At 57.1% G+C, this 13,922-nt stretch carries 12 protein-coding genes; 7 read left to right on the top strand and 5 right to left on the bottom strand.

Features of this window, described 5'->3' with window-relative positions; translation table 11 throughout:
- The first annotated feature begins 88 nt into the window (after nucleotides 1–88).
- On the top strand, nucleotides 89–568 hold the full coding sequence (coaD, locus tag Q8X51_RS10140) for a pantetheine-phosphate adenylyltransferase (protein ID WP_003176711.1): 480 nt from the start codon (nucleotides 89–91) through the stop codon (nucleotides 566–568).
- A gap of 114 nt (nucleotides 569–682) precedes the next feature.
- Complete coding sequence (locus Q8X51_RS10135) at nucleotides 683–934, top strand: YfhL family 4Fe-4S dicluster ferredoxin (protein WP_008364838.1); 252 nt, start codon at nucleotides 683–685, stop codon at nucleotides 932–934.
- 111 nt (nucleotides 935–1,045) lie between these two features.
- Here Q8X51_RS10135 and mutM read toward each other — a convergent pair whose 3' ends face one another.
- Both mutM and Q8X51_RS10125 read right to left on the bottom strand, forming a co-directional pair.
- The gene (gene mutM / locus Q8X51_RS10130) at nucleotides 1,046–1,858 is read right to left on the bottom strand and encodes a bifunctional DNA-formamidopyrimidine glycosylase/DNA-(apurinic or apyrimidinic site) lyase (protein ID WP_053127956.1); all 813 of its coding nucleotides are present in this window, start codon (nucleotides 1,856–1,858) and stop codon (nucleotides 1,046–1,048) included.
- Between the two features lie 21 nt (nucleotides 1,859–1,879).
- Nucleotides 1,880–2,692, bottom strand: a complete 813-nt coding sequence (locus tag Q8X51_RS10125) for an HDOD domain-containing protein (protein ID WP_169898796.1) — start codon at nucleotides 2,690–2,692, stop codon at nucleotides 1,880–1,882.
- A 188-nt stretch (nucleotides 2,693–2,880) separates the two neighbouring features.
- On the opposite strand from Q8X51_RS10125, the gene Q8X51_RS10120 reads away from it, so the two are divergent.
- The 5 genes from Q8X51_RS10120 (at nucleotide 2,881) to ilvD (ending at nucleotide 9,795) form a co-directional block, all read left to right on the top strand.
- Nucleotides 2,881–4,077, top strand: coding sequence for a class I SAM-dependent rRNA methyltransferase (locus Q8X51_RS10120; protein ID WP_407693682.1), 1,197 nt, complete (start codon nucleotides 2,881–2,883; stop codon nucleotides 4,075–4,077).
- Nucleotides 4,078–4,476: 399 nt separating this feature from the next.
- On the top strand, nucleotides 4,477–5,553 hold the full coding sequence (locus tag Q8X51_RS10115) for a SagB family peptide dehydrogenase (RefSeq protein ID WP_407693683.1): 1,077 nt from the start codon (nucleotides 4,477–4,479) through the stop codon (nucleotides 5,551–5,553).
- 5 nt (nucleotides 5,554–5,558) lie between these two features.
- Nucleotides 5,559–6,524 carry a diiron oxygenase gene (locus tag Q8X51_RS10110; protein ID WP_315335414.1) on the top strand — a complete coding sequence of 322 codons (966 nt, stop codon included), beginning with the start codon at nucleotides 5,559–5,561 and terminating at the stop codon, nucleotides 6,522–6,524.
- Nucleotides 6,517–7,725, top strand: coding sequence for a multidrug effflux MFS transporter (locus Q8X51_RS10105; RefSeq protein WP_315335321.1), 1,209 nt, complete (start codon nucleotides 6,517–6,519; stop codon nucleotides 7,723–7,725). Before Q8X51_RS10110 ends, Q8X51_RS10105 begins: the two co-directional genes overlap by 8 nt.
- A 228-nt stretch (nucleotides 7,726–7,953) precedes the next feature.
- Entirely contained in the window at nucleotides 7,954–9,795 is a 1,842-nt protein-coding gene (gene ilvD / locus Q8X51_RS10100; RefSeq protein WP_027606118.1) for a dihydroxy-acid dehydratase, read from the top strand.
- Nucleotides 9,796–9,858: 63 nt separating this feature from the next.
- On the opposite strand, the gene Q8X51_RS10095 is transcribed toward ilvD, so the two are convergent.
- The 3 genes from Q8X51_RS10095 to Q8X51_RS10085 form a co-directional block, all read right to left on the bottom strand.
- Nucleotides 9,859–12,300 carry a TonB-dependent siderophore receptor gene (locus Q8X51_RS10095; protein WP_407693684.1) on the bottom strand — a complete coding sequence of 814 codons (2,442 nt, stop codon included), beginning with the start codon at nucleotides 12,298–12,300 and terminating at the stop codon, nucleotides 9,859–9,861.
- A 131-nt stretch (nucleotides 12,301–12,431) separates the two neighbouring features.
- The gene (locus tag Q8X51_RS10090) at nucleotides 12,432–13,388 is read right to left on the bottom strand and encodes a FecR family protein (protein ID WP_315872716.1); all 957 of its coding nucleotides are present in this window, start codon (nucleotides 13,386–13,388) and stop codon (nucleotides 12,432–12,434) included.
- Nucleotides 13,385–13,918: an RNA polymerase sigma factor gene (locus Q8X51_RS10085; protein WP_065923872.1), complete on the bottom strand. Its 534-nt coding sequence runs from the start codon at nucleotides 13,916–13,918 to the stop codon at nucleotides 13,385–13,387. The genes Q8X51_RS10090 and Q8X51_RS10085 overlap by 4 nt, the downstream gene beginning before the upstream one ends.
- Nucleotides 13,919–13,922: the final 4 nt, after the last annotated feature.

Here is a 13,922-nt window from a genome sequence, read left to right as displayed (position 1 = left end):
ACGGCTTTCTTATGCATAAGTTGACTTGGCCGACCGGGATGGCTGCGATACCATCCGGTTCCCCAACGGACTCCGCCAGGACGACGCGATGAACCGAGTGTTGTACCCAGGTACCTTCGACCCGATTACCAAAGGCCATGGCGATCTGGTCGAACGCGCCTCTCGTTTGTTCGACCATGTGATCATCGCAGTCGCGGCCAGCCCCAAGAAAAACCCGCTGTTCCCCCTGGAACAGCGCGTGGAGCTGGCGCGTGAGGTCACCAAGCACCTGCCCAACGTGGAAGTGGTGGGCTTTTCCACGTTGCTCGCGCATTTCGCCAAAGAGCAGAACGCCAATGTGTTCCTGCGTGGCCTGCGCGCGGTGTCGGACTTCGAATACGAATTCCAGCTGGCCAACATGAACCGCCAACTGGCGCCGGACGTGGAAAGCCTGTTCCTCACGCCGTCGGAACGTTATTCGTTCATTTCCTCGACGTTGGTCCGTGAAATTGCCGCTTTGGGCGGGGATATCACCAAGTTCGTGCATCCGGCCGTGGCTGATGCGCTGACGCTGCGCTTCAAGAAGTAATGTGGTGAGCGGGCTTGCCTCGCTCACCACGGCTCGCACTGCGGGCGCCAATGCGGCACAATTGCGCGCATTAGTTTTCAGATGCCTTGGCTGACAGCCCTGGCAGGAGTTTCCATGTCCTTGATCATCACCGACGATTGCATCAATTGCGACGTCTGCGAACCCGAGTGCCCGAACGCCGCCATCTCCCAGGGCGAAGAGATCTACGTGATCGACCCCAACCTGTGCACCCAGTGCGTCGGTCACTACGACGAGCCGCAGTGTCAGCAGGTATGCCCGGTCGATTGCATTCCGCTGGATGAAGCTCATCCGGAGTCGGAAGAGCAGTTGATGGAGAAGTACCGGAAGATTACCGGTAAGGCCTGAAGTCCTTCAGGGCCTCATCGGGGGCAAGCCCTCTCCCACTTGATTTGTGAATACGTTCAAAATGTGGGAGGGGGCTTGCTCCCGATAGCGATATCAGCCCTCACACAGCAATCAGCTCTGGCACCTGGGGCAAAACACACTCGCCCGCTGCCCCAGCACCACATTGCGCAGCTCAGTCCCGCAGACCTTGCACGCCTCGCCACCGCGGCCGTAGACGAACAATTCCTGCTGGAAATACCCTGGCTGCCCATCCCCCCCGATAAAGTCGCGCAACGTGGTGCCGCCACGCTCGATCGCCGCCGCCAGAATGCGCTTGATCTCGATCGCCAGCTTCACATAACGCCCGCGTGAAATACCGCCGGCCGCGCGACGCGGATCAATCCCCGCCGCAAACAACGCTTCAGTCGCATAGATATTGCCCACGCCCACCACCACCGCGTTGTCCATGATGAACGGCTTCACCGCCATCGACTTGCCGCGGGACAGCTGGAACAACCGCTCACCGTCAAACAGCTCGGTCAACGGCTCCGGCCCCAGGCGCAACAGCAACTCGTGGTTATGCGGGTCCTGGCTCCAGAGCATCGCGCCGAAACGCCGAGGGTCGGTGTAGCGCAGGGCCAGGCCGGACTCCAACTCGATATCCACATGTTCATGCTTGGCCGCCGGCATGCCGACCTCGACCAGGCGCAAGTTGCCCGACATGCCCAGATGGCTGATCAAGGTGCCCACTTCGGCATTGATCAACAGGTACTTGGCCCGCCGCTCCACCAGCACGATGCGCTGGCCGGACAGGCGCACATCCAGGTCTTCCGGGATCGGCCAGCGCAGGCGCCGCTCACGCACCACCACGCGACTGACCCGCTGGCCTTCCAGGTGCGGCGCAATCCCACGCCGGGTGGTTTCGACTTCTGGTAACTCGGGCATGTGTACCTCGTGAAGGGGGGATCAGTGCGCGCCCAGTTCGCGGATCGACAACTTCAGGCTTTCGAAGTCGTAGTCCGACAGGCCCACGTAGTCCAGCACCAGGTGGCCGATGGCATTCCACTCATGGTCCACCGACTGGTTGCCCAGCACGCGGCAGGACGAGCAGATGTGCTCGGCCATCTTCAGGATCGCCAGCAGGTTCTTCAACTGAGGATTGCGCGACGTCTCATCGCTGAAGATCGCCAGGGCATTGTGGTGGTTGGCGATGGCGTCGGTCACATGCTCCGGCAGGCGCCAGGACTTGGCGGTGTAGTAGCCGACCACCGCATGGTTGGTGTTGAACGCATTGTTTTCGGTGTCGACCACGCGGCAGTCGGGGCCGGCATTGGCGTAGGCCTCTTCGAGCACCGTCATGTAGTTGGGGAAACGCTTGAGCATCAGCGGCACGCCGCAGTCGTGGAACAGCCCCAGGGCATAGGCCTCGTCCACCGCCTGGGCGCCGGTGCGCTTGGCCAGGGTGAGGCAGGTCATGGCCACGTCCTGGGCGGTGTCCCAGAAGCGGTTGAGGGTGACGATGGTGTCGTCGCTCATCTCGCCCCTGATCGACAGGGCGTTGATCAGGTTGATGATCGAGCGGCTGCCCAGCAGGTTCACCGCGCGCTGGATCGAGGCGATCTTGTTGCTCAGGCCGTAATAGGACGAGTTGACGATCTTCAGCAGCGCGCCGGAGAGGCCCGGGTCCTGGGAGATCAACCGCGCGATCACTTCCAGGTCCGGGTCGGGCATGTACTGCTCCATCTGCAAATCCACCATGATTTGCGGCTGGGGCGGCACGCTGATGCCTTGGAGGGCCTGCTGGATCTGTTCGGCGGAAAGCTCTTGGGACATAAGTACACACTCTGGGCTAGGTGGGGATTCTAACCCTTATCTCCCCCCGGCTGACACCTCCCCGCACATCCGGCAGCCCGGCCATTTCCTACATAACAAGGTATACTCCCGCTCTTTTTTCCGGAGCGACAGTCATGTCCCTGCCAAGCCTGCGTCTCAAAGCCAACGCCGATCGTCGTTTGCGCAACGGCCACCTGTGGGTCTACAGCAACGAAATCGACGTGGCCGCCACCCCTCTGCACGGCTTCCAGGCGGGCGACCAGGCCATCCTGGAAGCGGCCGGCGGCAAGACCCTGGGCATCGTGGCCATGAGCCCGAACAACCTGATCTGCGCACGCCTGCTGTCGCGCGACATCAAGTTGCCACTGGACAAGTCGCTGCTGGTGCACCGCATCAACGTCGCCCTGTCCCTGCGTGATCGCCTGTTCGACAAGCCGTTCTACCGCCTGGTCTACGGCGATTCCGACCTGCTGCCGGGCCTGGTGGTCGACCGTTTCGGCGATATCCTGGTAGTTCAGATCGCCTCGGCGACCATGGAAGCCCATAAAGACGACGTGATCGCCGCCCTGACCCAAGTGCTCAAGCCGAGCGGCATCCTGTTCAAGAACGACTCCGCCGCGCGCGACGCCGAAGGCCTCAACCGCTACGTCGAAACCGTGTTCGGCCTGGTGCCGGAGTGGGTGGCGCTGGAAGAAAACGGCGTGAAATTCGAAGCCCCGGTGATCCAGGGCCAGAAAACCGGCTGGTTCTACGACCACCGCATGAACCGCGCCCGCCTGGCCCCGTATGCCAAGGGCAAGCGAGTACTGGACCTGTACAGCTACATCGGCGGCTGGGGCGTGCAAGCGGCAGCCTTCGGCGCCAGTGAAGTGTTCTGCGTCGACGCCTCCGCCTTCGCCCTCGACGGCGTAGAGCGCAACGCCGCGCTGAACGGCTTTGCCGAGAAGATGACCTGCATCGAAGGCGACGTCTTTGAAGCGCTCAAAGAATTGAAAGCCAGCGAAGAACGCTTCGACGTGATCGTCGCCGACCCACCGGCCTTCATCAAACGCAAAAAAGACATGAAAAACGGCGAAGGCGCCTACCGCCGCCTCAACGAGCAAGCCATGCGCCTGCTCAGCAAGGACGGCATCCTGGTCAGCGCCTCGTGCTCCATGCACCTGCCGGAAGACGACCTGCAGAACATCCTGCTGACCAGCGCCCGCCATCTGGACCGCAATATCCAGATGCTGGAACGTGGCGGCCAGGGCCCGGATCATCCGGTGCATCCGGCGATTGTCGAGACGCGGTATATCAAGAGCATTACGTGCCGGTTGTTGCCTAATAGCTGATTAACATCTGAAGGGGGGATCCAAAATGGATCTCCCATGATTTCATTACATCTAAGCCATTCCGCCCGACCGTATTTTACCGACTGCCTATTAAGCATAGAATAACTACCCCACGTCACTTCGTAGTACCAATCCGACAAAAAAACTCGAATATTCCTACGCGTTTTTTCTTGAAATTTCTTCATTAAATCCTATTATTCAATTGTCACCGATGACGGCGACGCTTTAATTAAATATAAAGTTGAAAATAAGGAGATCCAAAATGAAAAATATCAAACTGGAAACTTCCCACATCGCCAACTTGGCTTTCTTGGTAGTACTGAAAGCCCGCTAAGCAACTAAAACGCTGGGGAGTGCCGGCTACCCAGCGTTTTTTCCGCTCCGCACGGAGGCAGTGCAATGCAGATAAACCCTTATATATTTATACTCCCCAAAACACCTACAGCGATAGTTTGGAACTATAAAAATCACAAACAATATGAGCTCAATCTAGAATACTCAGTACGACTCACCAAACTGATAAACGATCCAAAAATCTTCGACAATTCAAACCCAATAGACACTCAGCTATTAGAAGCCGAAATTTTGACAGACACACCTTCTACGCCAATTAATTGGGGCTGGGATGAGTTATCAAAAATTTTCCATATTGGCACCAAAAACATACCTTGCGATCAAATGCCCGAAAACGCAGACGAATGGGCGAGCATCTACTTAGACCATTGTGCAAAAACATTATCAACACCTCCCCCTCCAGACCGAATACACAAACAAAAAGCTGACACTCCATTAATTCGCTTACCAGCACCTATTAACCTTTCAGAGAATTCACTTCAAAGTGCATTGCTCACCCGAAAAACCTGCCGTACATTCACAGGCGAATCCGTTGCCCTGCAAACCATAAGTACAATTCTTTACTTATGCTTAGGACACTTAAACGAACGAGCAAACAATGTTGATGAAAGTATTGCAAAAGGACTCGAAGCCCGAAGGAGCAGCCCTTCCGGTGGGGGATTAAACGCGTGTGAAGGTTTCCTTTACGCTAAAAATATAGATGGGTTGAAGCCGGGCATTTACGCTTATAACGCATCCGAGCACACTCTAAGCACCGTCAATACGCAACTGAAAACGGCATTGGGGCAAGTGCTTTCAGGACAGCACTTCATTAACGAACTCCCGGCAGGTCTCTTCATCACTTGTCGATTTGACAAACTCTGGTGGAAATACGAGCACTCACGAGCTTATCGAATGGCTTATGTCGAAGCGGGACATATTTCACAAACCTACCAACTGGTCGCGACAGCGATGGGACTGAGCACTTGGTTAACGGGCGCACTTACAGACAATCAAGTTGAATCCTTATTAGGATTTGAAGAAAACAATCCTGAACAAGTTTTATTTTTTGTCGGGTGCGGTAAAAGTGACGGACAAGTGATATGCAGGGAACTAAAATCGCTGCTAAACAACCGAGGGTAGGAATTATGGTTGAGCCGCTCATCGACTCTGATCTGTGGAAAGCCAGCTTCACTCTTGGAGACTGGAACACCCGCGCATCAGTAAGAACCAGCGATTACCAATACAAGTTACCTCAAGATTTAGAAAAACAGCTGGAGTCAAGAGATTGGTTTCCTCCCGCCCTACTTCCCTATCTTAAACATCCGGAAGTCAAATTAGCCGACAAAGCCATCACTAAGCGTCTCTGCGCCAATCACTTAGTAAACTTCCTAAACTACACAACACTACTTGAACACCAGATCGTTAATCGCTCCGTAGAAATAATAATTCATGACGAGCTTGAATTTACGATACCTTCTCGTATGAAAACAGCGGCACTGCAGCTTTACACTGACGAAGGTTATCACGCGCTATTCTCCTATCAGCTTGCCGAACAAGTCAGTAAATTTTATGATATGGCAACTCAATCAACTATCCACAGACGAATAACAAAACTCAATCAGCTAATCGATACCACCCCGAATAAGCAGAAGTCGATCACGTGGCTTCTAATTGGTTTCGTATCGGAAACCATCATTGCAAAAGATCTACGTGATGTTTATCAAAAAAACTTGGTCTGCTGCGTTCAGGAGATGCTCAAAGATCACCTCGCTGACGAGGCCCGACACAGTCGATATTTTAGCGAAGTCTTTCATTATTTGTGGATTCAGATGAGTGACGAGCAACGAATTCTATCTGCCAAACAGCTCTTAGATATTATCCTTATTTTCTTTGAGACGGATAAGAAATGGCTCGAATTGAGTTTACGAAGCGTGCAATTAAGTGAGACCACTGTCGATCAAGTCCTGACCATGATGGCTGACCCGCACGCCCATATTCTTCGCGCTCGCGAAGGTGCCAGCACCACATTTCAAGCATTGAAAAAAGCAGGTTTTTTTAAACGAACTGATATTCGCCAGCTGTTCTCAAATGTGGGGCTTATAGATGAATAAGACACGTACCGCTAACGGTAACAAAAAAAGACAAAGGTCGGCGATCGTGCTATTAATGACCATGGTGTTACTTGGTGTTTTCCCTCTAGATGTTTTACTCCCTTCTTTCCCCGCACTGGCTGAACACTTTCAAAATAAACCTTCGGATATTGCGTTCTCTATTAGCCTTTTTGCTATCGGTATCTCCCTATCACAACTTTTAATCGGACCACTCTCAGATATCGTAGGGCGCAAGGGGTTGTTGATTGGCGGGATGGTTGTATCCATTGTAGGTGCCACCGGTTGCGTATTCTCGACCGAATATATGTGGTTTCTGATATTTAGAATGGTCCAAGCCATCGGTTGCGGCTGCTTCGTGCTGTCACAGGCGTTGGTTCAGGATATGTTTGAAGGTAAAGAAAGGGACCAGCTGAGAATCCTGATGATCACGGCGAGTGGCATTTTTATTTCAATATCTCCGCTACTTGGTAGTGTACTGCAACAGCTTTTTGACTGGCCTGGCAGCTTTTTTCTTTTTATCGTATTGGCCCTTGGCGTTTTGTCAAAAGCGTATTTTTTACTAGACAATCATCATGTAAACTTTCATCCAAAGGAAGATATTTTCTGCGCTTATCAACGGGTACTCAGCAACCGCAGCTTCGTCGGTTACTGGCTAATTGCAGCAATTGCTTTCGCCTGCCACTTTTCATTCATCGTCATATCACCGCTCATCTTCATGGATCAGTTGCAGCTATCCACTTATGAATTCTCACTAACCTTGCTACTTTACGGCGCGGCCTATATTGCTGGCGGCATCGTAGCTCGCATACTCGCTAATAGGCTGGCGCCCAAGGTTCAAATCGTGCTCGGTTTGGCCCTGATTTTTTGTTCTGGGCTATTGATGCTCTTTTTTTCCAGCACTTTTGAGCTTTCAACGATGACAGTATTAATCCCAATGATCGTCTGCACCACCGGAACTACCATTTGTCGGCCCATCGCTACCTCTAAAGCTATGGACGTGTTTCCGGAAAATGCAGGCACCGCGGCGTCGGCTGGGAACACTTTAATTTTTATACTGGGTGGATTGATTAGCGCATTGATCAACATGAATACAGATAACCCGCAGATGACCCTGGCATTAGCTTTTTTGCTGCTGAGTACAGCGGCCCTCGTGTTGAATTCGTTGATTTCACGTCGCCTGGAATTGCTGAACGTCGGTTGAACCCGCCAATACACATACGCCCATTCCCTCCAGCCGCCAGCGGTGTAGAATCGGCCCTATTCATCGCCAGTCATCCCCCGGCGGGTTTATGAGCTCGAGGCCCAAGCAAGCGGCGATCCCGCGATGCGAGTGGCAACTTCCGGACACACGGCCATTTTCTGAGTGTTCCAGTCGTCAATTAGAAGCTCACTCCCCTTTAGTACCTGATTAGCCGCCCGGAGTGCTCCAATGCCTGATTACCGCTCGAAAACATCCACCCACGGCCGCAACATGGCCGGCGCGCGCGCACTGTGGCGTGCCACGGGGATGAAAGATGACGACTTCAAAAAGCCGATCATCGCGATTGCCAACTCGTTCACCCAGTTCGTGCCTGGCCATGTCCACCTCAAGGACCTGGGCCAACTGGTCGCCCGCGAGATCGAACGCGCCGGTGGCGTGGCTAAAGAATTCAACACCATCGCCGTGGACGACGGCATCGCCATGGGCCATGACGGCATGCTGTATTCCCTGCCGAGCCGCGAGATCATCGCTGACTCCGTGGAGTACATGGTCAACGCCCACTGCGCCGACGCCATTGTGTGCATCTCCAACTGCGACAAGATCACCCCCGGCATGTTGATGGCTGCCTTGCGCCTGAACATCCCGGTGATCTTCGTTTCCGGCGGGCCGATGGAAGCCGGCAAGACCAAACTCGCCTCCCACGGCCTCGACCTGGTTGATGCCATGGTAATCGCCGCCGATTCCAGCGCTTCTGACGAGAAGGTTGCGGAATACGAGCGCAGCGCGTGCCCGACCTGCGGTTCGTGCTCCGGCATGTTCACCGCCAACTCGATGAACTGCCTGGTGGAAGCCTTGGGCCTGGCCTTGCCGGGCAACGGTTCCACATTGGCCACTCACAGCGACCGCGAGCAGTTGTTCCTGCAGGCCGGCCGCACCATCGTAGAGCTGTGCAAGCGCTACTACGGCGAGAACGATGAGTCGGTATTGCCGCGCAATATCGCCAACTTCAAGGCGTTCGAAAACGCCATGACCCTGGACATCGCCATGGGCGGTTCCACCAACACCATCCTGCACTTGCTGGCTGCGGCCCAGGAAGCCGAGATCGATTTCGACCTGCGCGACATCGACCGTCTGTCCCGCCATGTGCCGCAACTGTGCAAGGTCGCACCAAACATCCAGAAGTACCACATGGAAGACGTGCACCGCGCCGGCGGGATCTTCTCGATCTTAGGCTCCCTGGCCCGTGGCGGCCTGCTGCACACCGACCTGCCGACCGTGCACAGCAAATCCCTGGCCGAAGGCATCGCCAAGTGGGACATCACCCTGACTGACGACGAAGCCGTGCACACCTTCTTCAAGGCTGGCCCGGCCGGTATCCCGACCCAGACCGCGTTCAGCCAGTCGACCCGTTGGGACACCCTGGACGCCGACCGTGAAAACGGCTGCATCCGCAGTGTCGAACACGCCTACTCCAAAGAAGGCGGCCTGGCCGTGCTGTACGGCAACATCGCCCTCGACGGTTGCGTGGTGAAAACCGCCGGTGTGGATGAATCCATCCACGTCTTCGAAGGTCGCGCCAAGATCTACGAAAGCCAGGACAGCTCGGTTCGCGGCATCCTTGCCGACGAAGTCAAGGAAGGCGACATCGTGATCATCCGCTACGAAGGCCCGAAAGGCGGCCCGGGTATGCAAGAGATGCTCTACCCGACGTCGTACCTGAAATCCAAAGGCCTGGGCAAAGCCTGCGCCCTGCTCACCGACGGCCGTTTCTCCGGCGGCACCTCGGGCCTGTCCATCGGCCACGCGTCACCTGAAGCCGCTGCCGGCGGTGCGATTGGCCTGGTGCAGGACGGCGACAAGGTCCTGATCGACATTCCGAACCGCTCGATCAACCTGTTGATCAGTGACGAAGAGCTGGCGGCACGCCGGGTCGAGCAGGACAAGAAAGGTTGGAAGCCGGTGGAGAAGCGTCCGCGCAAGGTCACGACCGCGTTGAAGGCCTATGCCCTGTTGGCGACCAGTGCCGACAAGGGTGCGGTACGTAACAAGGCGATGCTGGATGGGCTGTAAGGGCTAACCGCCACACATGAAAATGCCCCGCTAAATGCGGGGCATTTTTATATCCGGATGTAATCAGAACTGCGGTGTGTAGGTCATCGTAAACATCACATTACGCGGATCGCCGTAGTAGTTGCTGCCCCAGTTCGCGTTGTAGGCCGGGATGTAATACTTCTTGTCGAACAGGTTGTACAGGTTCGCCGCCACGGTGAATTCCTGATTGATCTTGTAAGCCACCCGTGAATCCCACAGCGCATTGCCCGGCACGCTGAAGGTGCGGTCGTAGGCTTCGGTGCTGCTTTGCGCGGTCACGCCGGCGCCGACACTGAACTTCTGCCAGTCACCCGGCAGTTGGTAATCGCCCCAGACCTTGAGCAGGTGCTTGGGGGTCCAGGTGCTGAAGATCTTGCCTTCGTAGGTGTCGTCCTTGAGGAATTTTGTGGTGTTGTAGGTGTAACTGGAGGCCAGTTGCAGGCCTGGCAGCACTTCACCGCTCAAGGTAGCTTCAAAGCCTTGGCTGCGGACTTTGCCCGAGGCGACCGAGCAGTACCAACCATTGCAGTTCATCGGCCCTTGCAGGTCCTGGACGCCACGGTTTTCCTGGTCGTAACGGAAGATGGCAAACGAGGTGTTGAGGCGACCCTCGGCCAACTCGCCCTTGATGCCCAGTTCGTAGTTTTTGCCTTCGATAGGTTTGAGCAACGAGCCGGAGGTGGTCAGGTTGGTTTGCGGCTCAAAGGCATCGGCATAGCTGGCATAGGCCGACCATTGATCATTCAGGGCGTAGACCAGGCCTGCATACGGCGTGACCTTGCCGGTGGTTTGCGTGGTGCTTTTCTCGGCTGCGTTATACACACCGCCAAACCCGCCCTGGCCTATGTATGAATAGTCATACCAACTGGTGCGTGCACCGACGATCAGGGTCAGCGGGTCCAGGACTTTTACGCGCCAGGTGCCATAGATGCCCTTCTGACGGATGTCATACCAGCTCTTGGAGGCAGCGCCGTCCCTGAACAATTGCGATGCGTCGCGCTGCGGGCGGTTGTGGTCGATGTTGAAGATATCCGCACCGGGATTTGACGCCCGAGCCCACTGGTCATTGGTGGTGAGTTTGGAATAGTTGGCACCCAGCACCATCTCCTGCTGCAAACCCAGCCCCTCGAACTTGCCGTTTACATACACATCGGCGCCGCGGCTCTTGGTATTGAAGTCGGTGATCCAGTCCACGTAGGGCACAGTGCCGCCGCCTACAGGGACGGTGTCCCATGTCGCCTGGTAGGTTGCGTCGTTGTGCTCGTCCATTGCCACCAGCGCCGCTTTCACCTTCCAGTCCTCGTTGAAGCGATGCTCGATATCGGCAAACACCTGGGTCTGGTTGTTGACATTACGGTTCCAACTGGCGCCAACGAAGGTCGAGCGCGACAGACCGATATCGCTGCCATCGGCGTAACGCGGCAGCGACATGAAGTTGGGGCGCGAGTGGCCTTTCTGGTTGCTGATGCCGACGCCGACGGTGGTGTCGGGGCTGAAGTCGTAGTCCACGGCGCCGTAGACTGTCTGATTCCAGCCACCGACGTAATCGACAAACGAATCCGTAGTGTCGTAGTCAGCCACAAAACGGCCGCGCAACGTGCCTTCGGCGTTCAGCGGGCCGCCAGCATCCACTTGGGTACCGTAATGGTCCCATGAGCCCGCCTTGGCGGTGATGGTCACGGTCGGCGCCTGCTGACCGCGCTTGCGCACCAGGTTCATCGTGCCGCCGGGGCTGTTGGCGCCTTGCAGCAAGGCGGCCGGGCCGCGCAGGGTTTCGACGCGGTCGTAGATCGCCATGTTCTCGGTGAGGTAGCTGCCCAGCGTGTAGGTATTACGCGGGATGCCCACACCGTCGTATTGCAGGGTGCCGACTTCAAAACCACGGGAGAAGATGAACATGCCGGGGCCGGGAGATTTGGTCGCGGTCAGGCCGGGCGTGCGCTTGACCACCTCGGAGAGCTTGGTGGTGTTCTGGTCATCCATCTGCTTGCGGGTCATGACGCTGACCGATTGCGGGATGTCCTTGAGCTTTTGCTCGCCCTTGCCCAGGGTCACGGCGCCCGTGGTGTAGGAACCGCTGCCTTCAGTGGTCACGCCCAGGTGTTCGGCGCTGATGGTGGTGGCGCCGACTTCGATGGCTGCGCCTGTGTCCATGCGCTTTTCCAGGGTCACGGTGTCCGCGTTGATAAACGCCGCACTCAGCCCGGTACCGCCGAGCAGTTGCCCCAAGGCTTCGCGCTGGCCGAGGTTGCCTTTGACACCCGGCGACAGCACGCCCTGGGTCAACTCACCCGACACCAGCACCTGAACTCGCGTCACCGCCGAAAACGCCGCCAGCGCACCGTCCAGGCTTTGCCCTGCAATATCGAAACGGTAGGTCTGGGCCTGGGTGGTTTCGGCGGCCTGCAAATACAGCGGCGCAGTGCCACAGGCCATGGAAATGGCCAGTGCCAACAAGGACCGTGCGGCGAATCGATGTGCCATGGATGGTGCTCCCCGGTGCAAAAAGTCTGTGATCGGCGCCGCACTACTTGAGAGTGCTTACTATTTACGCCTCAGTGATCAAGGACGAGTGCCTGGGGAGAAACCCTGAAAGTTTTTTCAAAAAGTTGCGATTACGATGCCTTGCCTTCGCGCAACACCAGTAAATACGGGGTGTAGTGCTCGGCACGCAGGTTGAGGGTGTACTCCAGCGCTTTGATCACGGCTTCGGGTTTGTCGATTTCAAACACACCCGACACCACGCGGTTGCGCAGCGCATCACCTAGCACCAGAGTCTTGCCGGGCCAATAGCGATTCAACTCGCTCACCACTTCCGACAGCGGCTGCTGGCGGAACACCAGTTGCCGTTGGCGCCAGGCAAAGCCGCTGGCCGGGTCGAAAGCATGCACCTCGGCCAGGCGCTGGCCTTGATATTCCACGGCCCGCCCTGGCTCCAGGTACACCGGCTCACCACTGCCGGCACTGACCTGCACCTTGCCCTGCGCCACCTGCACCCGCGTCTGCGCATCGCGCCGCGCAACGCTGAACTGCGTCCCGACCACCTTCACCCAGCCGTCGCCGGACTGCACCACGAAGGGCCGTGTCGGATCCTTGGTGACGTCGAAAAAGCCTTCGCCACGCAGCAAACGGATTTGCCGTTCGCCCCCGCTCAAGCGGATCTGCACCGCGCTGTCGGTGTTGAGTTGCAGGTGCGAGCCGTCGGCCAGTTCGATGCTGCGCGACTCGCCGGTGCCGGTGGCGTAGTCCGCGCGCAGGCGATCGGGCCATGGCGTGCTCTGCACGGTAAGCCCCACGGCCAACAACACCGCCGCAGCACACGCCCAGCGCTGCCAGGCTCGCGCCGGTTTGCGCCAGGCGGCCTGTTCGGCGCGGCGAATCACCCGCGCAGGTTCGCGCAGGCCGCCGAGCATCGCCTGCACTTCCCGCCAGGCGTCATCCTGGGCCGGACCTTGCCCCAGCCAGGCGGCAAAGGCGTCCATGTCGGCCGGCGTCACGTCCTCGGCCTGCAGGCGGAAATACCAGCCGGACGCTTCGTCGAACAACACGTCGGCAGTGGAGGTGGCGGTCATGAGCGACATCCTTGTTCATCGCAGGCAAGCCGCGTCTTGATGTACGCGCGGCATTCAATCAAGGCGCGACGCAGTTGGTATTCCACACTGCGTGCCGTGATCGATAGACGTTCGCCAATCTCGCGATAGGAAAGTTCGTCGACATGATAAAGCAGGAAGATCTGCCGAGTCGCTGGGGGCAACGCCAGGATCGCATCCTGCATCAGTTGTTCCTGTTGGTAGGCGGCTAATTGCTCGTCGGCACCCGGATTGCTGCACGGCAGCTCTTCGCTGGGCTCGCCGGCGTCCAGGCGCTCACGGCGGATGGCCTGGCGCTGGTGATCGCGCACCAGGTTGCTGGCGATGGTGAAGAGGAAGGCTGGGAGGTTGTCGATCTTTTCGCCGCAGTCCATGCGAGCCAGGCGCAGGAACGACTCCTGAGTCAGGTCGGCGGCCACCTGGGCGCTGCCGGTGCGGCGAGTGACGAAGGCTTCGAGGGCTTTCTTCTGCTCCGCGAACAGGCGCGCGATCTGCGAATTCCAGGAGGGCACAGCA

Source organism: Pseudomonas sp. Yb2C2 (assembly GCF_052112325.1).
Lineage (GTDB): Bacteria > Pseudomonadota > Gammaproteobacteria > Pseudomonadales > Pseudomonadaceae > Aquipseudomonas > Aquipseudomonas marginalis.
The sequence above is the reverse complement of the archived record's forward strand: the minus strand, read 5'-3'. Positions and strand labels throughout refer to the sequence as shown.